Raw genomic sequence first — 18,881 nt, forward strand, 5'->3', positions numbered from 1 at the left:
CCGGCCGTCCCTGTCGGGGGTCGCCGCTACCGTGCGGTCCGTGCTGGAGATCCATCGGGCCGAACGCGCCGACACCCTCGTGGAGGCGCTCGCCGACGTGCTGGCGGTCGGCTCGGGTGACCCGTTCGCGGCCGAGACCGTCGCGGTCCCCGAGCGCGGGGTGGAGCGCTGGCTGGCCCAGCGGCTGGCACACCGGCTCGGTGCGGGGCCGGGCAGCGGCGGGGTCTGCGCGAACGTCCGGTTCCCGGCCCCGGCCGCGCTGCTCGGCGGGGTCGTCGCGCACGTCACCGGCACGGACCCGGCGACCGACCCGTGGTCGCCCGGCCGGTCGGTGTGGACGCTGCTGGAGCTGATCGACGACGCCGTCGCCACGTCCGGGGACGACCGGTTCACCGCCCTGGCCGCACACCTGGAGCGTGGTGGGCACGGCCGCCGCTACGCGCTCGCCCGCACACTGGCCGGGCTGTTCGGCTCCTACGCCACCCACCGCCCCGAGCTGCTGCGCCGCTGGCGCGCCGGGGAGGACGCGGTGCCCGCCGACCTGCGGTGGCAGCCCGAGCTGTGGCGGCGCCTGCGCACGGCGCTCGGGGTCCCCGGTCCCGCCGAGCGGCTCGACGAGGCGGTGGCCCTGCTGCGCGGGGGCGCCGACCCGGGACCGGAGGTGGGGCCGCGGCTGTCGTTGTTCGGCCCGACCCGGCTGGCCGCCGAGCACCTGGCCGTCCTGGAGTCCCTCGCGGCGCACCGGGAGGTCCACCTGTGGCTGCCGCACCCGTCGCCGGTGATGTGGGAGGCGGTGCGCGCCGGGCGTTCGCCGGGGGTGCCGTCGCGTGCCACCGACACCAGCGCCGAGGCGGTCCGTCACCCGCTGCTGCACTCGCTCGGCCGCGACACCCGGGAGCTGGCGCTGCGGCTGCCCCCGGCCGGGCCCACGGTGGCCGACACCCACCACCCGGCCCCCGCCGACGCCGGCCCGCCGACGCTGCTGCGCCGCCTGCAGGCCGCGCTGCGCGACGACGCCGTGCCGCCCGCCCCCGCGGACCGTCCGCTGCTCGACCCGGCCGACCGCAGCGTCGCGCTGCACTCCTGCCACGGCCCGGACCGGCAGGTGGAGGTGCTGCGCGAGGTGCTGCTCGGGCTGCTCGCCGCGGACCCGGACCTGGAGCCGCGCGACATCATCGTCATGTGCCCGGACATCGAGGTGTTCGCGCCGCTGATCACCGCCTCCTTCGGTCTCGCCCCGGACGCGGACACCCCGGACGGCGCGGGCCCGTCCCGCGAGGAGCTGCACCCCGGGCACCGGCTGCGGGTGCGCCTGGCCGACCGGGCGCTGCGCCAGGCGAACCCGCTGCTGGGCACCGTGTCGTCGCTGCTGGAGCTCGCCGGGTCCCGGGTCAGTGCCTCCCAGGTGCTCGACCTGGTCGCCTCCGCCCCGGTGCGGCGCCGCTTCCGCTTCGACGACGACGCGCTGGAGCGGCTGTCCGAGCTGGTCACCGCGGCCGGGGTGCGGTGGGGGCTCGACGCCGCGCACCGCCGGCCCTACCGGCTCGAGGGGATCGGGCAGAACACCTGGCGGGCCGGTCTGGACCGGATGCTCGTCGGCGTCGCGATGGCCGAGACACCGGGCGCCCCGGCCTGGCTGGGCACCGCGCTGCCGCTGGACGAGGTCGACTCCTCCGACGTGGACCTGGTCGGGCGGCTCGCCGAGTTCGTCGACCGGCTCGCGACCGTGCTCGGTGCGCTGCGCGGGCCGCAGCCGCTGTCGGCGTGGGTGGACGCGCTGGTCGAGGGGCTGTCGGCGCTGACCGACACCACCCCGACCGACGCCTGGCAGGCCGGGCAGGCGCGCGCGGAGCTGGCCGACGTCGTCGCGTCCGCGGGGCCGCAGGCCGCCACCGTCGACCTCGACCTGCCCGACGTGCGCGGTCTGCTCGCCGAGCGGCTGCGCGGTCGGCCCAGCCGGGCGAACTTCCGGACCGGCACGCTGACCGTCGCGACGCTGGTCCCGATGCGGGCCGTCCCGCACAAGGTGGTGTGCCTGCTGGGCTGCGACGACGGGGTGTTCCCCCGCGCCGGCGCCCCCGACGGGGACGACGTGCTGGCCCGGGACCCCGTCGTCGGCGAGCGCGACCCGCGCGGGGAGGACCGCCAGCTGCTGCTCGACGCGATCTGCTCGGCCACCCGGCACCTGGTCGTGGTGTCCTCCGGCGCCGACGAGCGCACCGGGGCCGACCGACCGCCGTCGGTACCGGTCGGGGAGCTGTGCGACGCGATCGACGCCTGCGTGCGGACCACCTCCGGCACCCCCGCCTCACGGGCGCTGCGGGCCCGGCACCCGCTGCAGCCCTTCGACCGGCGCAACTTCACCCCCGGCGCGCTGCTGGCCGACGGGCCGTTCAGCTTCGACCGGGCCGCGCTGCGCGGCGCCGAGGCCGCGGCCGGGCCGCGCACCGTGAACCCGCTGTTCGGCGCGGACCCGCTGCCCCCGCCGGAGGACCCGCCGGACGGGGTGGTCGAGCTCGACGAGCTGGTCGCGTTCGTCGAGCACCCGGTGCGGGCGTTCCTGCGCCAGCGGGTGCGCGTGCTGCCGCCGGAGGAGAACGTCGAGCCCGACGACGCGCTGCCGGTCGAGCTCGACGGGCTGGCCACCTGGAAGATCGGTGACCGGCTGCTGACCGACCGGCTCGCCGGGGCCGCACCGCAGGCCGTGGCGCGGGCCGAGACGCTGCGCGGGGACCTCCCACCCGGAGGGATCGGCCACCGGGTCCTCACCGAGGTCGGCGGGCAGGTCGAGCCGCTGGTCGCCGTCGCCGCGTCGGTCGCGACCGGCGAGGCGGGCTCGCAGGACCTCGTCGCGCAGCTCACCGGCACCCCCGAGGACGGCCGCGCCGTCGCCGGGACGGTGCCGGGCCTGCACGGCGACGTCGTGGTGCGTGTCGAGTACTCGCGGCTCAAGGCCAAGCACCGGCTGCGGGCCTGGGTGCAGCTGCTCGCGCTCACCGCCGCACACCCCGGCCGGTCCTGGACGGCGGTGACCGTCGGCCGCGGACCCGGCGGCGCCGCCCGCTCGGTGCTCGGCCCGGTCGACCCCGGCCTGGCCCGTCGCACCCTGGCCGACCTGGTCGCGCTGCGCCGCGAGGGGCTGCGGGCGCCGCTGCCGCTGCCGACCGACGCCGCCGCCGTCTACGCCCGCAACCGCGCCCGCGGCGTGGTGCCCGCCAACGCGTTCGCCGCGGCGGAGAGCGAGTGGTCGCGCTTCGAGCACGCCGAGGCCCCGCACGTCTTCGTCCGGGGCGGTGCGGGCGGCCCCCTGGTCGTCCGTCCCGAGCCCGGCTCCGGCGGTGAGCCCACCCGGTTCGGGGAGCTCGCCGTCCGGTTGTGGGTACCGCTGCTCGACCACGAGAGGCAGGACGCGCCGTGAGCACCACGAGCCTGCTGTCGGCACCGACCTTCGACGTCGACGGCCCGCTGCCGACCGGCACCGTCGTGCTGGAGGCGAGCGCGGGGACGGGCAAGACCTACACGATCGCCGCGCTCGCGACCCGCTACGTCGCCGAGGGCGTCGCCGACCTGGACCGGCTGATGCTGGTCACCTTCGGCCGCGACGCCACCCAGGAGCTGCGCGAGCGGGTCCGGGAGCGGCTGGTGGGCACCGAGCGTGCGCTGGCCGCGGTGCTCGCCGGCGCCACCCCGCCGACTCCCGACGCCGACCCGGTCGTCGCGCACCTGGCCGCCACCGACCCGGCCGAGCTGGAGCGGCGCCGGGCCCGGCTGGCCGTGGCCTCGGCGTCGTTCGACGCGGCCACGATCGCCACCACCCACCAGTTCTGCATGCAGATGCTGGCGGGGCTGGGCGTGGCCGGGGACAACGACCCGGACGCGGAGTTCGTCGACCACGTCGACGACGTCGTCACCGAGGTCGTCGACGACTTCTACGTGCGCAAGTACGCCGCACCGAACGCGGGCCGCCCGGCGTTCGACCGGGCCGCGGCGCTCGCGCTGGCCCGCCGCGCCGTCGGCGACCCGCAGGCCGAGCTGGAGCCCCGCGACGCCGACCCGACCACCCCGGCCGCCACCCGCTACGGCTTCGCCTCCGCGGTGCGCCGCGAGGTCGACGCCCGCAAGCGGCGCGCCCGCATCTACAGCTACGACGACATGCTCACCCGCCTCGCGACGGCGCTGCGCGACCCGGTCCGCGGCCCCGCCGCCCGGGAACGGCTCCGGTCGCGGTTCTCGGTGGTGCTCGTCGACGAGTTCCAGGACACCGACCCGCTGCAGTGGGAGATCCTCTCCCTGGCCTTCCACTCCGCCCCGGGGACCACCCTGGTGCTGATCGGCGACCCGAAGCAGGCGATCTACGCCTTCCGCGGCGCCGACGTGCACAGCTACCTGCGGGCCGCCGACGCGGCGGCGACGAAGCGCACCCTGTCGACGAACCGCCGCAGCGACGCCGCGCTGCTCACCGCGCTGGACGGGGTGTTCGGCGAGGCCACCCTCGGCGACCCCGGGATCGTCGTCCACCCGGTCCGGGCCCACCACACCGGGCGGCGGCTGACCGCCCGGCACGACGCCCCGCTGCGGCTGCGGCTGGTCGACCGGGACCGGCTCGACCTGACCGGGCGCGGCCTGGCCCGGGCCAAGGGCGCCCGCGCGGTCGTGGCCCGCGACGTCGCCGTCGACCTGTCGCAGCTGCTCGACGGCACCGCCCGCTTCGCGGGGGACCAGCTGCGCCCCGGCCAGGTCGCGGTGCTGGTACGGACCAACGCCCAGGGCCTGCTGGTGCGGGACGCCTGCGCCGAGGCCGGGGTGCCCGCCGTGCTCACCGGCACCAGCAGCGTGTTCACCACGCCGGTCGCCGCGGAGTGGCTGACGCTGCTGGAGGCCGTCGAGCAGCCGCAACGCTCGATGCGGCTGCGCGCCGCCGCGCTGACCCGGTTCGTCGGGCACACCGTCGCCGACCTGTGCGGGCCCGACGCCGAGGGACTGGTCGACCAGCTCGGCGCGGACCTGCGGGCCTGGCACCAGGTCCTCGCCGAGCGCGGGGTCGCGGCGCTGCAGGAGGCGGTGTTCGCCCGCTACGCCCCCGCCGAACGCCTGCTGCGCAGCCCCGACGGCGAGCGCGACCTCACCGACGTGCGCCACGTCGGCCAGGTGCTGCACTCCGCGGCGCTGGAACGACACCTGGGCCCGACGGCCCTCACCGAGTGGCTGCGGCACCGGATCGGCGAGGCCGCCCGCGACACCTCGGCCGAGCGGAGCCGGCGGTTGGAGTCCGACGCCGACGCCGTCCAGATCGTGACGGTGCACCGGTCGAAGGGGCTCGAGTTCCCGGTGGTGTACCTGCCCTTCGCGTGGGACCGCTGGGTCGACGACCGGCCCGAGACGCTGCTCTACCACGACACCCCGCCCGGCTCCGACGGTCCGCGGCGGCTGCTCGACGTCGGCGGGTCCACCGGCCCGGACCGCACCCGGCGCACCGCGCTGCACCAGGCCGAGGAGGCCGGCGAGGACCTCCGCCTGCTGTACGTGGCACTCACCCGCGCCTGCAGCCAGGTCGTCGCCTGGTGGGTCCCCGGGGCCACGACGGCGGCGTCGTCGCTGCACCGGGTGCTGTTCGGGCACGCCGGGCCCGGCACGGATCCGGAGCCGACCGCGAAGGTCCCCGGGGACGCGAACGCGCTGGCGTTCCTGCGGGAACGGCTCGCCCCGGCCGGCGCGTCGGTGGAGACCGTGAGCGACCGCGACCCCGTCGAGCGCACACCGGTCCCGCCGGACGCCGAGCCGGCCGTCGCGACGTTCGCCCGCACCCTGGACACCGCGTGGCGGCGCACCTCCTACACCGCGCTGACCGCGGCGGCGCACGCCGCGCACCACCCGCACCCGGCCGTCGACGCCGAGCCGGAGCCGGTCGCGACCGCACCCGGGGTGCTGACCGAGCCCGAGGACGAGGGCATCGTCGACGAGCCCGACGCGGCTCCGCTCCCCGGTGCCGGCGGGGGCATCGCAACGGGCGCCGCCGATCCGGCCACGTTCCCCTCCCCCATGGCCGACCTGCCCTCGGGCACCGGGTTCGGCACCCTGGTGCACGCCGTGCTGGAGCACCTCGACACCACCACCGCGGCCGGGGGCGACACCGCGCTGCGCGCCGAGGTCGTCGCGCACGTCACCGAGGAGCTGCGCCACCAGCCGGCCGACCTCGATCCCGACGAGCTCGCCGACGCGCTCGTCCCGGTGCTGCGGACCCCGCTCGGGCCGATCGCGTCCGGGCTCGCGCTGGCCGACATCGCCCCGGGCGACCGGCTGTCCGAGCTGGACTTCGAGCTGCCGTTGTGCGGCGGTGACACCCCGACCGGGCGGCTCACCCTGTCCGGGCTGGCCGCCGCGGTACGCAGGCATCTCGGGCCCGACGACCCACTGCACGGCTACGCCGACCTGCTCGACTCCCCCGACCTCGCCGGGCAGCCGCTGCGCGGCTACCTGACCGGCAGCATCGACTCGGTGCTGCGGATCCGCGACGGGGCCGGGCAGCGGTACCTCGTCGTGGACTACAAGACGAACTGGCTGGGCCCGACCGGCCCGTCCGGCCGCGACCCGCTGACCGCGGCGCACTACACCGCCGACCGGCTGGCCACGGCGATGGCCGACGCGCACTACCCGCTGCAGGCGCTGCTGTACGCCGTCGCACTGCACCGCTACCTGCGGTGGCGGCTGCCCGGCTACGACCCGGACACCCACCTCGGCGGGGTCGGCTACCTGTTCCTGCGTGGCATGTGCGGGCCGGACACCCCGGTCACCGGGTCCGGGCCGCTGGCCGCGCCCTGCGGGGTCTTCGCCTGGCGGCCACCCGCCGCCCTGGTCGAGGAGCTGTCGGACCTGCTGGACGGAGGCACCCCGTGACGACGACCGCACACTCCACCCCGGCAGCGACGGCAGCACCGACGGTGCCACCGGCCCCCGAACGGGACCCGTTCGGCCCGCGGGCCGCCCGCACCGCGACGGGGGTGCTCGCCGCGTTCAACGAGGCCGAGATCCTCGCACCGGGAGACATCCACGTCGCCCGGCGGCTCGCCGCCCTCGGCGGGCGCGGCGACCCGACCGCCGCCGCCGATCCGGCCACCGCCGAACCCGAACCCGTGGTGCTGGCCGCCGCGCTCGCCGTCCGCGCGATCCGCAACGGCTCGGTGTGCGTGGACCTGGCGAGCGCCGCGGACACGACCGCCGGCGAGGGCGAGGTCGCCGTCGACGTCTCCGGGCTGCCCTGGCCGGAGCCCGCGGTGTGGCGCGCAGCGTGCGCGGCGAGCCCGCTGGTCGCCGTCGGCGAGGACGGTCCGGCCGGACGGCCGCTGCGCCTGCTCGGGGACCTGCTCTACCTGGAGCGCTACTGGCAGGAGGAGGAGCTGGTCCGGCGCGAGTTCACCGCGCGCGCCGGACCGGTGGCGGCCGTCGACCCCGACCGGCTGTGCGCGGCGCTGGACCGCCTGCTCGGCGACCCCGGCGCCGAACGGCAGCGCCTCGCCGCCGCGGTCGCCGCGCTGCGACCGGTCGCCGTGATCGCCGGTGGCCCCGGCACGGGCAAGACGACGACGGTCGCGGCGCTGCTCGCCGTCCTGCACGACCTGCACCGCGCGACCGCCCCGCCGGGGGCGCCGGCTCTGCGGGTGGCGCTCGCCGCGCCGACCGGGAAGGCCGCGGCCCGGCTGACCCAGTCCGTCGCCGAGGCCCACGGGCGGCTGCCGGAGACCGACCGGGCCGCCGTCGCGGGGGCGACCGCGTCGACGCTGCACCGGCTGCTGGGCTCGCGGGGCACCTCGGGCCGGTTCCGCCACCACCGCGGCAACCGGCTGCCGCACGACGTCGTGGTCGTCGACGAGACGTCGATGGTGTCGCTGACGATGATGGCGCGGCTGCTGGAGGCCGTCCGCCCCGACGCCCGGCTGGTGCTGGTCGGGGACCCGGACCAGCTCGCGTCGGTGGAGGCCGGCGCGGTGCTCGGCGACCTCGCCGCCGCGGGCGGCCGGGCCGAGCCCGCGCTGCAGGACGCACTGGCCGCCTGCGGCGCGTTCCGCGTGGACCGGCCCGTCCCGGCATCCGGTACCGCGGGCACCCCGGCGCCCGCCGAGCCCGGACCACCCGTCGCGGTGCGCAACGGGGTGGTGCGGCTGGAGCGCAACTGGCGCTTCGGTGGCACGATCGCGGACTTCGCGGCCGCCGTGCAGGACGACGACGCCGACACCGCCGTCGCCCTGCTGCGTCGCGGCGCCGCCGACCTGTCCTTCGTCGACGGCGACGCGGCCGAGATCGAGCCGTCCCGGCTGGACACCTTCCGCCAGGACGTGGTCCGGGCCGCGGTGGACGTGATCGGGGCGGCCGATGCCGGGGACTCCGCACGGGTGCTGCGGGTGCTCGACGACCACCGCGTCCTCTGCGCGCACCGCCGCGGCCCGCACGGGGTGGCCCGCTGGACCGCGGAGATCGAGCGGTGGATCGAGACCGAGCGTCCCGGATTCGCCACCGAGGCCCCCTGGTACCCGGGGCGTCCGTTGCTGGTCACCACGAACGACTACGACCTCGGGCTGTTCAACGGCGACACCGGGGTCGTGGTCCGGACCGGGTCCGGGCGCCGCGCGGTGTTCGCCCGGGACAACTCCTCGGTCGCGTTCGAGCCGGCCCGGCTCGGTGGTGTCAGCACCGTCCACGCGATGACGGTGCACCGCAGCCAGGGCAGCCAGTTCCGGCGGATCACCGTCGTGCTGCCGCCCGCGGACTCGCCGCTGATGACCCGTGAGCTGCTCTACACCGCCGTCACCCGGGCGAAGGAGGCCGTGCGGATCATCGGCACCGAGGAGGCGGTGCGCGCCGCGATCGGCCGCCCGGCCGGGCGTGCGAGCGGCCTGCAGCAGCGGCTCGGGACCTGAGGTCCCGGGTCACGCCGGCGCGGGCACGGCTCACGCGGCCGGCGGGGCCTGCTGCTTCTGCTTGCGGCCCGCCTGCACCGAGACGAGCACCACCAGTGCCAGGCTGATCCACAGTGCGTACTTGTCGATGGCGAGCACCACGTCGACGGCGTGCTGCCCGAGCCCGAACCCGAGCCCGGCGACGAGTCCGGTGATCAGTGCGGCACCGATCGCGTCGAACAGCAGAAAGGTCCAGAGCCGCATCTTCCCCAGGCCGGCGACGGCGAACACCGCCGCGGCGGGGATGCCGGGCAGCGCGGACGCGACGACGGCGATCGGCATCGCCCAGCGCGGCCAGCTGCGGATCCGGCCGACGAACCGCTTCGCGAGGTCACCGGGCGCCCACAACGCGACGATCTTCTCGCCCCACCGGCGCCCGGCCAGCCAGAACAACCAGTCGAACTTGATCATCCCGAACACGCCGGCGGCGATCACGGCCCACAGGTCCGCCTCACCGATCCGGGCGAACGCCGCGCCCGCGCCGACCGCGGAGAGGCTGCCGGTGACCGCGGCGAGCCACACCGGGTGCGACGCCAGCAGGAACGGCCGCAGCGGCATCGTCGCCAGCATGAATACGAGCAGGCCGAGGGTGGAGAAGACGAGCACCTTGTCGCCGCGCGACATCGGGTGGTCCCACGGCATCGCGTCGCGCCAGGCCTGCTTGCCCGCCTCGATCTCCTCCGGGCTGTAGTCGCGTCGCCACCACCGTGTCCGTGCGGGGGCCTCGCCGTCCCCGCTGGGGGCCGCTCCGTCCGCGGGGGGCGCGAGCCGCTCCCCGGCGTGCGCGCCCGGCACCGCGGTCGCCACGCCGTCCGTGCCGGCAGTGCCGGCGGTGCCGCCGGTGCCGTCCGTGCGGTCCGTGCCGTCGGTGCCGCCGTCGGTGACCGGCCCGCCCCCGTGCGCGGCCCGCCCGGTGTGGTCGTTCGTCATCGTCGTCCCCTCGTCCGATGGCGTTCCCTCGGCACAGGACCCTAGGCCGGACGGGGTCCTGTCCGAATCCGCAGGGAGGACGACATGCCCACCGCCCCGTCCTCGTCCGGGCGGAGGAGGAAACCGCTCGGCGACCTCCCGCGGCGCGGCTACGCTCCCGCCCTGTGCCGCCGTCCGCCACACCGACCGACGGGCCTCTCCTCGACGCACCCGTCACCCTGCGTCCGCTGGTGCGCGCCGACCTGCCCCTGCTGCAACGCTGGCTGGCCGCGCCGCACGTGCACCGGTGGTGGTTCCACGAGACCACCGACGAGGCCCTCGAACGCGACTTCGGGGCGGGGCTGCGCGGGGAGGAACCGGGCGAGGACCTCGTCGCCGAGCTCGGCGGTGTCCCGGTCGGGCTGGTCCAACGCGCCTGCTGGGCCGACCACCCCGACGACGTCGCACAGGTCCGTGGGTTGATCGACCTCCCGCCGGGCGCGCTCGAGATCGACTACCTCATCGGCCCGGTGGAGCTGACCGGACGCGGGCTGGGCCCGCGGATCATCGCCGCGGCCGTGACCGAGGGCTGGGAGCGCTACCCGGACGCGACGGCGGTGGTCGTCCCGGTCGCCGCGGGCAACCGGACGTCGTGGCGAGCGCTGGAGAAGGCCGGGTTCCGCCGGATCGCGACCGGGGAGCTGCCCCCCGACAACCCGGCCGACCCCCCGCTGTCCCACGTGCTCCGGCCCGCCCGGCCGTCCGGGATGATGCCCGGATGACTCCTGTGACCAGCGCCGGCCTCCTGCTGCACCGGACCGGCCCGGACGGCCCGCAGGTACTGCTCGGCCACATGGGCGGACCGTTCTGGGCCCGCAAGGACGACCACGCCTGGTCACTGCCCAAGGGCGAGCACGGTCCCGACGAGAGCCCGCTCGACGCGGCCCGCCGCGAGTTCACAGAGGAGATCGGTGCCCCGCCACCCGACGGCGACCCGGTCCCGCTCGGCACGGTCCGCCAGTCCCGCAAGACCGTCACGGCCTTCGCGCTGGACGGGTCCGGCTTCACCGGCGCCGCCGCCGTCGCCGACCGTCCCGACGACGGCAGCTGGGTCGAGATGGAGTGGCCGCCCCGCTCCGGGCGCACCCTGCGCTTCCCGGAGCTGGACCGCGCCGCGTGGTTCGACCTCGCGACCGCCAGGGAGAAGATCGTGAAGGGGCAGGTGCCGCTGCTGGACAGGTTGGCGGAGCTGCTCGGGGTCGTCACCGATCGACCACGGTCTACTCCGTGACGACCCCGATGGTCTGCCAGTCGCCGTAGGTGATCCCTGAGTCGGAGGCACGCCAGTCCTGGCGACCGTTGGCAGGACGCCCGAGGACCACCGCTGCAGCCGCACTGGGGCTCGCGAAGACGGTGTCGTGCGCGAACTCTCGCCATTCGCCGCCGGCTGCCAGCGGCAGCGTTCCGTCGTCGACGAGCTGACCGTGCAGCTGCTGGTAGCCGTGGCGGGTCGGACCCCACTGCGCGCGGGCCCGGGAACCCGCCAGCACTGTGAACTCGCCGTCCACCTCGCGCGCAGACGCCACCACGCCGTCCTTCTTGGTACGCAGCTGGAACAGCGGCGCGTTCGGGAGATCGGTCCTGACGTCGGAACGATCGGTCGACCGGGCCGGCACCGGACGAAGGGATCGGAAGACGTTGATCCCGAGCACCGGGAGCACGATGCGCACCTGCTCGATGAACTGCTCCATATCGGAGGCGTCGGCCTCGGGCAGCATCGCCGTCGAGGCAGGCTGCGTCCCGTTCACGAGCTTGGCTCGCTTGGCATCGAGGGCGATCTCGATCAGTCGGCTCTCCAGGTAGCGCACATGAGCCTTCGTGAGGTTCATGTCCTTGCTCGTGAGCAGCACCGCCCGCGACCAGAAGTCCTTCCCGTTCTTCTCCTGCGGCTGGGCGTGCCGTTTGAGACGCTCACCGACGTCGTCGGTCTCCCCGATGTAGACCAGGGTGCCTCCCGGTGAGTCCGGGTCGTCGCCGAGCAGCAGGTAGACGCCGGTGCGGCCGATCTCCGGGCGCACCAGCAGCGCCGCGAGTTCCGATCTCGGAGCTGCCAGGACGTGCCCCGTCCAGTTCATGATCTCCGCCGTCAGGAGACCTCCCGGGGTGCCGTCGGCGAGGAACATGCGGACGGACTTGCCCTGGCTCATGCGTCACTCCTAGCAGAAGTCCCGGCAGCCACGCCGGTGCGTCCCGCGGACGGGTTGACGACGGCGGCGTCGGGTACCCCTGGTGCATGGCGAACAGCATCAAGGACGAGGAGATGCACGAGCGCCTCCGCGAGGAGGGCAACTCCAAGGAGAAGTCCGCACGGATCGCGAACGCCGCGGCGGCGCAGGGGCGCGACACCGTCGGGCGGCGCGGCGGCGAGCACGGCGACTACGAGAACCAGACCCGCGACGAGCTCTACGCCCAGGCGCAGAAGGTCGGCATCGAGGGCCGCTCGGACATGACCAAGGACGAGCTGATCGAGGCCCTGCGGAAGCACTGACCGGCGGCCTGGCAGTGTCGCGGGCATGAGCCGCCGCCACGACCACGACGCCGGGGGCGACCCCGAGACCCTCGCCCGCAAGGCGGAGCTGCGCGAGGAGGTCTGGACCGCGCTGACCGAGCAGAAGGTTTCCCGGTTCCCGGGTGCGCGGAACCGGATCTCGAACTTCGTCGGTGCGGAGGCCGCGGCCCGGCGGCTGCGCGAGCTGGACGTCTGGCGTGCCGCGCGCACCGTGAAGTCCAACCCGGACTCCGCACAGCTCCCGGTGCGGCAGTACGCGCTGGAGGACGGCAAGACCGTCTACATGGCCGTCCCCAGGCTGGCCGAGGACGACCCCTTCTTCCTCCTCGACCCCGACCACCTGGCCGACCCGCCGCGCCGGGCCGTGTCGATCAAGAATGCCACCCGGTCGGCCCGCCGCGTCGCCGTCGACGAGCTGGAGCCGGTGGACATCGTGGTCACCGGCTGTGTGGCGGTCGGCGCGGACGGAACGCGGCTGGGCAAGGGCGGCGGGTTCGCCGACCTCGAGTTCGCGCTGGCCCGCGCGGCCGGGCTGATCTCCGACGACACCCTCGTCGTCACCACCGTGCACGAGCTCCAGCTCCGCGACGCCGGGGTGGTCCCGTGGGCCGACCACGACGCGCCGGTCGACCTCGTCGTCACCCCGGACCGCGTCGTCGACTGCCGGCAGCACCGGCGCCGGCGCCCCGAGGGCGGCATCGTGTGGAGCTCCCTGACCGAGGACAAGATCGCGGCCATTCCGCTGCTGGGACGGCTGCGCGAGGAGGCACGCGCATGAGGATCGTCTGCGAGCGCGGGGACATCACCGAGGCCCGCGTCGACGCCGTCGTCAACGCCGCCAACTCCGGCCTCCGCGGTGGGGGCGGGGTCGACGGCGCCATCCACCGTCGCGGCGGGCCCGCGATCCTGGCCGAGTGCGAGCGGCTGCGCGCCACGGAGCTCCCCGACGGGCTCCCCACCGGCCAGGCCGTCGCGACGACCGCCGGGAACCTGCCCGCCCGCTGGGTGATCCACACCGTCGGCCCGGTGTACGCGAAGCGCGAGGACCGGTCGGCGCTGCTGGCGAGCGCCTACCGCGAGTCGCTGCGGGTCGCCGACGAGCTCGGCGCCCGGACGGTCGCGTTCCCCGCCGTCTCGGCCGGGGTCTACGGGTGGCCGCTCGACGACGCCGCCCGGATCGCCGTCGCCACTGTCCGGGAGGTCGCCGACGCGGGCACCGCGGTGGCCGAGGTCCGGTTCGTCCTGTTCAGCGACGACGTCCTCGCCGCCTTCGAGACCGCCCTAGGCTGACCCCATGATCACCGTGAACGGCCACACCCCGCAGGTCCACGAGCAGGCCTGGGTGGCGCCCGGCGCCGTGCTGGCCGGCGAGGTGAGCGTCGGCGCGGAGACCGGGATCTGGTACACCTGCGTGGTCCGGGCCGACCTCGCCCCGATCACCCTCGGCGCCCGCACGAACGTCCAGGACGGCTCGGTCCTGCACGCCGACCCCGGCTTCCCCACGACCATCGGCGACGGCGTCACCATCGGCCACCGCGCGGTCGTGCACGGCTGCACGGTGGCCGACGACGTGCTGATCGGCATGGGCGCGGTGCTCATGAACGGGGTGCACGTCGGCGCCGGGTCGCTGATCGCCGCGGGGGCGGTGCTCACCCAGGGCACGGTCGTGCCGCCCGGGTCGCTGGTCGCCGGGGTCCCGGGGAAGGTGCGTCGTGAGCTCGGCGAGGCCGAACGGGACTCGATCCCGCTGTCGGCCGCCGCCTACGTCCACCTGCTGGGGCTGCACCGCGACGCGAACACCTGACCCACCGACCGGACCCGGCCGCCGGGACCAGGAACGGGCAGTCAGCCGAGGTCAGCGGCGGGTCAGGCGTCCGGCGAGGGTCGCGACGCCGTCCCCGGTCAGCCGGTCCAGCACGGCAGGGCGCCCGCACACGGCCAGCAGCACGTCGATCGCTCGTCCCCGCACCTGCGCGCCCTGCCCCGCGTCGAACCTGGCGTCGTCGGCGACGAACCGCAGGCCGGCCACCCGGTGCTTCGTGGTGAACCCGGGCGGGACCCTCCCGACCACGAAGTCGAGCGCGACGCACACGTCGGCGGGGTCGGGGTCGAACGGCAGCCCGAGCGGGACCACGACGTCGCCGGTGTGCACGATCGCGTCGGTCATCGGGCCCCGCGTCCCGATGCCCGGCGGGGCGACGGAGCTGTCGGCCCGCTCGCGCAGGACCGCGACCAGCTCCTCGACCGGGCGGGTGGCCTCCCGCCGCGCGGCCCGGTCGACCGCCCGGTCCAGGTTCCCCCGTGCCCACAGCACCTGGGCCAGGAACGACGGGATCGTCGTGGTCAACGCGGACACCAGGTGCCCGGCGACGGTCCGCACGTCCCACCCGGCGCACAGGCTCGGTGCCGCGAGCTGCGTCGCGTCGAGCGAGGACACCAGGTCGGCGAACGCACGACGATGGCGTGCGGAGATCTCGACGACGGCGGCGTCGGACAGGTCGGAGGTGGTCACCGCCGCGAGCGTAGGGCAGGTCAGACCCGGCCGTGGAAGGCGCGGATGTGCGCCTCGATCCGGTCCGCCGCCAGCGTCGGGTCGCCGTCGGCGAGGGCCGCGTGGATCTCCCGGTGCTCGGCCCGCAGCCGCTCGCGCAGTGCGGGCCAGTCCCCCTGGGACTGCATCGCCTCGAGCAACATCCCGCGCACCGACTCCCGGATCGCCCGGGTCAGCTCCCCCACCAGCCGGTTCCCGGCGGCCGCGGCGATGGCGACGTGGAAGGCGATGTCGGCGTCACTGAACGCGACCGGATCGAGATCGGCGTCCATGACGTCCAGCGCGGCCGCCCATTCCAGCAGGTCCGACGCCGAACGCCGGCGCGCGGCGAGCCCGGCGGAGAACCGTTCGAGCATGACCCGGGCCTCGGTGACGTCGTCGACCGGGAACGAGTCCACCGCCAGGTGCAGGGCCAGGACCCGGCCGAGCGCCCGCGCCGGGGCCGGCACGACGACCGTCCCGGAGTCGGCGCCGGTGCCCACCTGCGAGCGGATCACGCCCTGGGCCTGCAGCACCCGCAGCGCCTCGCGGACCGCCTGGCGGGAGGCACCCAGCGTCGCGGCGAGCTCGCGCTCCGGCGGGAGCCGGTCCCCCGGGCGCCACTCGCCGCTCGTCAGGCGCTCCTCGACGTGGGCGAGCACCATCTCGTAGGCGGCGGGAACAGGCACGTCGTCCTCCTGCTTGTGTGTGGTCCGACCATACCGTTACCTTGGTCGGACCACACCCTCCGTCCCACCACGTCACCGGAGGCGCCATGCCGATCCCACCGCCCCGCGTCGGCCTCATGGTCACGTGTCTGAACGACGCCCTGTTCCCGGACACCGGCCGGGCCGTCGTGTCCCTGCTGCGCCGGCTCGGCGTCGACGTCGACTTCCCCGCAGCCCAGACCTGCTGCGGCCAACCGATGGTCAACACCGGCTACCTCGACGAGGCCGTCCCGCTCGTCCGCAACCACCTCGACGCCTTCGCCGGCTACGACGCCGTCCTCGCACCGTCCGGCTCCTGCGCGGGTTCGGTGCGCCACCAGCACGGCCTCGTCGCGCGCCGCTCCGGCGATCCTGGCCTGGTCCGTGGTGTGGAGGCGGCACCGCCGGTCTACGAGCTGAGCGAGTACCTGGTCGACGTGCTCGGCGTCGTCGACGTCGGGGCCTACTTCCCGCACCGCGTCACCTACCACCCGACCTGCCACTCGCTGAGGATGCTCGGGGTCGGCGACCGGCCGACCCGGCTGCTGCGCGCGGTCCGCGGGCTGACCCTGCTCGACCTGCCGGGCGCGGCCGAGTGCTGCGGGTTCGGCGGGACGTTCGCGGTGAAGAACTCCGAGACCTCGATCGCGATGGGCAATGACAAGGCCCGCCACGTCCGGTCGACCGGCGCCGAGGTGCTCGTCGCCGGGGACAACTCCTGTCTGATGCACGTCGGGGGGCTGCTGTCGCGGCAGCGGTCGGGGATGCGGGTCATGCACCTGGCCGAGGTGCTGGCGCAGACCGAGCCAGTGGTCGCCGGGGACGACCGGGCGGGCGACGAGCGCTCCGTCGGCAGCCGTGTCGATGCGCGTTCCGCGGAACTGCGCGCCGGAGGGGTGGCCCGGTGAGCGGCACCTTCCTCGGCACCCCGTCGTTCCCGACCGCGGCGAAGCACGCGCTGGAGGACTCGCAGCTGCGCCGCAACCTCGCGCACGCGACGGGGGTCATCCGCACCAAGCGGGCCGGCGTCGTCGGCGAGGTCGACGACTGGGAGCAGCTGAGGCTGGCCGGTGAGGCGATCAAGAACCGGGTGCTGCGGCACCTGCCCGACTACCTGGAGCAGCTGGAACGCTCACTCACCGCGGCCGGGGCCACCGTACACTGGGCGCGTGACGCCGCCGAGGCCAACGCCGTCGTCGTCGACATCGCGCGGCGCCACGGCACCGACGAGGTCGTGAAGGTCAAGTCGATGGCCACCCAGGAGATCGACCTCAACTCGGCGCTGGAGGCCGCGGGCATCCATGCCTGGGAGACCGACCTGGCCGAGCTGATCGTGCAGCTCGGCGACGACCTGCCCAGCCACATCCTGGTCCCGGCGATCCACCGCAACCGCGCGGAGATCCGGGAGATCTTCCTGCGCGAGATGGGCCGCGCCGGACGCGCCGCGCCCGCGGACCTGACCGACGAGCCGAAGCGCCTCGCCGCCGCCGCCCGGGAGCACCTGCGGGAGAAGTTCCTGCGGGCGAAGGTGGCGGTGTCGGGAGCGAACTTCGCCGTCGCCGAGACCGGGACGCTCACCGTCGTCGAGTCCGAGGGCAACGGCCGGATGTGCCTGACCCTGCCCGAGGTGCTGGTGTCGGTGGTCGGGATCGAGAAGGTCCTGCCCACCTTCCAGGACCTGGACGTGATGCTGGCGCTGCTGCCCCGGTCCTCGACCGGCGAGCGGATGAACCCCTACACCTCCACCTGGACCGGGGTCACTCCCGGCGACGGGCCGCAGGAGGTGCACGTGGTGCTGCTGGACAACGGCCGCACCGACGTGCTCGCCGACCCGACCGGGCGGCAGGCGCTGCGCTGCATCCGCTGCTCGGCCTGCCTGAACGTGTGCCCGGTCTACGAGCGCACCGGCGGGCACGCCTACGGCTCGGTCTACCCGGGCCCGATCGGCGCGATCCTCACCCCGCAGCTGCGCGGGGTGGGCAGCGACCCGCAGACCGACTCGCTGCCCTACGCCTCCAGCCTGTGCGGGGCGTGCTTCGAGGTCTGCCCGGTCCGCATCGACATCCCCGAGGTGCTGGTGCACCTGCGCGCCGAGGTCGTCGACGCGCACCAGCGGGCGAGCCGGGTGCCCTCGGTGCAGGACGTCGCGATGCGGGCGGCGTCGTGGACGCTGTCCTCGGCGACGCGGACCGGTGCGGCGGAGAAAGCGGCCGGGCTCGGGGGTCGGCTGGTCGCGCGGCTGGGACGCACCACCCCCGGCGGGCGGACCGTGCTGGGCGCGGTCCCCGGTCCGGCGAGCCCGTGGGCGGACTCGCGCGACGTCCCGGTGCCGGCGGAGGAGTCGTTCCGGGAGTGGTGGAAGCGGACGGACGGCGGTCGGAGCCGGACCATCAACACCGACGGCGGCCGGAGCCGGACCATCGACACCGACGGCGATCGGAGCCGGAGCGACGACACCGACGGCGGCCGGGACGGGGGCGGGACATGAGCGCGCGCGAGGCGATCCTGGCGAAGGCCCGGCGGGCCCTGTCCGACGTCCCCGACGTCGAGCCGGTGCTCGACGTCGAGGTGGTCCGCCCGGTGCCCGACCGGTCACTGTCGCACGCGCAGGTCGTGGACCTGTTCGACGAGCGGGTCGCGGACTACCGCGCCGTCGTCGAGCGGGCGGGCCCGGACACCGCGGCGGCGCGGGTCGCCGGCGCGCTGGCGGGCCGGACCCCGCTCGCGGGCTCCGGTCCGCTGCGGATCCTGGTGCCACCGGGCTTCCCGGCCGGGCTGGTTCCCGCCGACGTCGAGGTCGTCACCGACGGGCCGGGCGTCGCGGTGGCCGAGCTGGACCGGTGTGACGGGGTGCTGTCGACGGCCGCCATCGGCGTCGCCGAGACCGGCACGATCATCCTCGACCACGGACCGGGCCAGGGCCGCCGCGCCGCGACCCTGGTCCCCGACCTGCACGTCTGCGTGATCCGCGCCGACCAGATCGTGGCCGGGGTGCCGGAGGCGGTGGCGGCGCTGGACCCGGTGCGGCCGCACACCTGGATCAGTGGACCGAGCGCGACCAGCGACATCGAGCTGGACCGGGTCGAGGGCGTGCACGGGCCGCGGACACTGCACGTGGTGATCGTCGGGGACTGACCCCTCGTCGGGTCCACCGGCCAGGTGGCCCGGCGTCGGGGTGGGGATCCGGAAACGTGATCGTGACACCGGAAGGGCTA

General features: G+C 75.7%; 16 protein-coding genes. 12 read left to right on the forward strand and 4 right to left on the reverse strand.

The genetic code is table 11. The features are described 5' to 3' along the window. Positions 1-40: 40 nt before the first annotated feature. The 3 genes from recC to recD are packed head-to-tail and all read left to right on the forward strand — an operon-like array spanning position 41 to position 8,912. Positions 41-3,418 (forward strand): exodeoxyribonuclease V subunit gamma, encoded by a 3,378-nt coding sequence (gene recC, locus Ae717Ps2_RS15390; protein WP_075311928.1) that lies wholly within the window; start codon positions 41-43, stop codon positions 3,416-3,418. After that, the gene (locus tag Ae717Ps2_RS15395; protein ID WP_198932190.1) at positions 3,415-6,894 is read left to right on the forward strand and encodes a UvrD-helicase domain-containing protein; all 3,480 of its coding nucleotides are present in this window, start codon (positions 3,415-3,417) and stop codon (positions 6,892-6,894) included. The genes recC and Ae717Ps2_RS15395 overlap by 4 nt, the downstream gene beginning before the upstream one ends. Beyond that, entirely contained in the window at positions 6,891-8,912 is a 2,022-nt protein-coding gene (recD, locus tag Ae717Ps2_RS15400) for an exodeoxyribonuclease V subunit alpha (protein ID WP_212567644.1), read from the forward strand. Before Ae717Ps2_RS15395 ends, recD begins: the two co-directional genes overlap by 4 nt. 30 nt (positions 8,913-8,942) lie before the next feature. On the opposite strand, the gene Ae717Ps2_RS15405 is transcribed toward recD, so the two are convergent. Continuing rightward, complete coding sequence (locus Ae717Ps2_RS15405; RefSeq protein ID WP_233147573.1) at positions 8,943-9,881, reverse strand: DedA family protein; 939 nt, start codon at positions 9,879-9,881, stop codon at positions 8,943-8,945. A 164-nt stretch (positions 9,882-10,045) separates the two neighbouring features. On the opposite strand from Ae717Ps2_RS15405, the gene Ae717Ps2_RS15410 reads away from it, so the two are divergent. Further along, positions 10,046-10,642 (forward strand): GNAT family N-acetyltransferase, encoded by a 597-nt coding sequence (locus tag Ae717Ps2_RS15410; RefSeq protein ID WP_075333539.1) that lies wholly within the window; start codon positions 10,046-10,048, stop codon positions 10,640-10,642. Beyond that, the gene (locus Ae717Ps2_RS15415; RefSeq protein WP_075306885.1) at positions 10,639-11,151 is read left to right on the forward strand and encodes an NUDIX domain-containing protein; all 513 of its coding nucleotides are present in this window, start codon (positions 10,639-10,641) and stop codon (positions 11,149-11,151) included. The genes Ae717Ps2_RS15410 and Ae717Ps2_RS15415 overlap by 4 nt, the downstream gene beginning before the upstream one ends. Here the strand turns inward: Ae717Ps2_RS15415 and Ae717Ps2_RS15420 are convergent. Next, positions 11,141-12,067, reverse strand: a complete 927-nt coding sequence (locus Ae717Ps2_RS15420; RefSeq protein WP_075306887.1) for a GIY-YIG nuclease family protein — start codon at positions 12,065-12,067, stop codon at positions 11,141-11,143. The two genes, Ae717Ps2_RS15415 and Ae717Ps2_RS15420, sit on opposite strands and share 11 nt — an antisense overlap. An 86-nt stretch (positions 12,068-12,153) precedes the next feature. On the opposite strand from Ae717Ps2_RS15420, the gene Ae717Ps2_RS15425 reads away from it, so the two are divergent. From Ae717Ps2_RS15425 to Ae717Ps2_RS15440, 4 genes are read left to right on the forward strand one after another with little or no spacing between them, the layout of a single operon-like run. Further along, positions 12,154-12,408 carry a Rho termination factor N-terminal domain-containing protein gene (locus Ae717Ps2_RS15425; protein WP_075333540.1) on the forward strand — a complete coding sequence of 85 codons (255 nt, stop codon included), beginning with the start codon at positions 12,154-12,156 and terminating at the stop codon, positions 12,406-12,408. 25 nt (positions 12,409-12,433) lie between these two features. Continuing rightward, positions 12,434-13,207, forward strand: a complete 774-nt coding sequence (locus tag Ae717Ps2_RS15430) for a 5-formyltetrahydrofolate cyclo-ligase (protein WP_083702388.1) — start codon at positions 12,434-12,436, stop codon at positions 13,205-13,207. Further along, on the forward strand, positions 13,204-13,719 hold the full coding sequence (locus Ae717Ps2_RS15435) for an O-acetyl-ADP-ribose deacetylase (RefSeq protein ID WP_075306891.1): 516 nt from the start codon (positions 13,204-13,206) through the stop codon (positions 13,717-13,719). The genes Ae717Ps2_RS15430 and Ae717Ps2_RS15435 overlap by 4 nt, the downstream gene beginning before the upstream one ends. 4 nt (positions 13,720-13,723) lie before the next feature. Then, positions 13,724-14,233, forward strand: a complete 510-nt coding sequence (locus Ae717Ps2_RS15440) for a gamma carbonic anhydrase family protein (protein WP_075306893.1) — start codon at positions 13,724-13,726, stop codon at positions 14,231-14,233. Between the two features lie 51 nt (positions 14,234-14,284). On the opposite strand, the gene Ae717Ps2_RS15445 is transcribed toward Ae717Ps2_RS15440, so the two are convergent. Both Ae717Ps2_RS15445 and Ae717Ps2_RS15450 read right to left on the reverse strand, forming a co-directional pair. Beyond that, positions 14,285-14,941 carry a maleylpyruvate isomerase family mycothiol-dependent enzyme gene (locus tag Ae717Ps2_RS15445; protein WP_198932191.1) on the reverse strand — a complete coding sequence of 219 codons (657 nt, stop codon included), beginning with the start codon at positions 14,939-14,941 and terminating at the stop codon, positions 14,285-14,287. A gap of 20 nt (positions 14,942-14,961) precedes the next feature. Next, positions 14,962-15,648: a FadR/GntR family transcriptional regulator gene (locus Ae717Ps2_RS15450; RefSeq protein ID WP_075306895.1), complete on the reverse strand. Its 687-nt coding sequence runs from the start codon at positions 15,646-15,648 to the stop codon at positions 14,962-14,964. A gap of 86 nt (positions 15,649-15,734) precedes the next feature. Between Ae717Ps2_RS15450 and Ae717Ps2_RS15455 the strand changes: the two genes are divergently transcribed. The 3 genes from Ae717Ps2_RS15455 to Ae717Ps2_RS15465 are packed head-to-tail and all read left to right on the forward strand — an operon-like array spanning position 15,735 to position 18,801. Beyond that, complete coding sequence (locus tag Ae717Ps2_RS15455) at positions 15,735-16,574, forward strand: (Fe-S)-binding protein (RefSeq protein ID WP_020627885.1); 840 nt, start codon at positions 15,735-15,737, stop codon at positions 16,572-16,574. Further along, complete coding sequence (locus Ae717Ps2_RS15460) at positions 16,571-18,154, forward strand: lactate utilization protein B (protein WP_170917052.1); 1,584 nt, start codon at positions 16,571-16,573, stop codon at positions 18,152-18,154. Before Ae717Ps2_RS15455 ends, Ae717Ps2_RS15460 begins: the two co-directional genes overlap by 4 nt. Further along, positions 18,151-18,801 (forward strand): LUD domain-containing protein, encoded by a 651-nt coding sequence (locus Ae717Ps2_RS15465; RefSeq protein WP_020627887.1) that lies wholly within the window; start codon positions 18,151-18,153, stop codon positions 18,799-18,801. The genes Ae717Ps2_RS15460 and Ae717Ps2_RS15465 overlap by 4 nt, the downstream gene beginning before the upstream one ends. The last annotated feature ends 80 nt before the right edge of the window (positions 18,802-18,881 follow it).

The sequence above is a fragment of the Pseudonocardia sp. Ae717_Ps2 genome (genome assembly GCF_001932475.1).
GTDB lineage: Bacteria > Actinomycetota > Actinomycetes > Mycobacteriales > Pseudonocardiaceae > Pseudonocardia.

Coding starts and splice junctions, on each gene's coding strand:
- Ae717Ps2_RS15455 (WP_020627885.1), top strand. CDS start 15,735: ATGCCGATCCCACCGCCCCGCGTCGGCCTCATGGTCACGTGTCTGAAC.
- Ae717Ps2_RS15425 (WP_075333540.1), top strand. CDS start 12,154: ATGGCGAACAGCATCAAGGACGAGGAGATGCACGAGCGCCTCCGCGAG.
- Ae717Ps2_RS15405 (WP_233147573.1), bottom strand. CDS start 9,881: ATGACGAACGACCACACCGGGCGGGCCGCGCACGGGGGCGGGCCGGTC.
- Ae717Ps2_RS15465 (WP_020627887.1), top strand. CDS start 18,151: ATGAGCGCGCGCGAGGCGATCCTGGCGAAGGCCCGGCGGGCCCTGTCC.
- Ae717Ps2_RS15415 (WP_075306885.1), top strand. CDS start 10,639: ATGACTCCTGTGACCAGCGCCGGCCTCCTGCTGCACCGGACCGGCCCG.
- Ae717Ps2_RS15430 (WP_083702388.1), top strand. CDS start 12,434: ATGAGCCGCCGCCACGACCACGACGCCGGGGGCGACCCCGAGACCCTC.
- Ae717Ps2_RS15440 (WP_075306893.1), top strand. CDS start 13,724: ATGATCACCGTGAACGGCCACACCCCGCAGGTCCACGAGCAGGCCTGG.
- Ae717Ps2_RS15435 (WP_075306891.1), top strand. CDS start 13,204: ATGAGGATCGTCTGCGAGCGCGGGGACATCACCGAGGCCCGCGTCGAC.
- Ae717Ps2_RS15420 (WP_075306887.1), bottom strand. CDS start 12,067: ATGAGCCAGGGCAAGTCCGTCCGCATGTTCCTCGCCGACGGCACCCCG.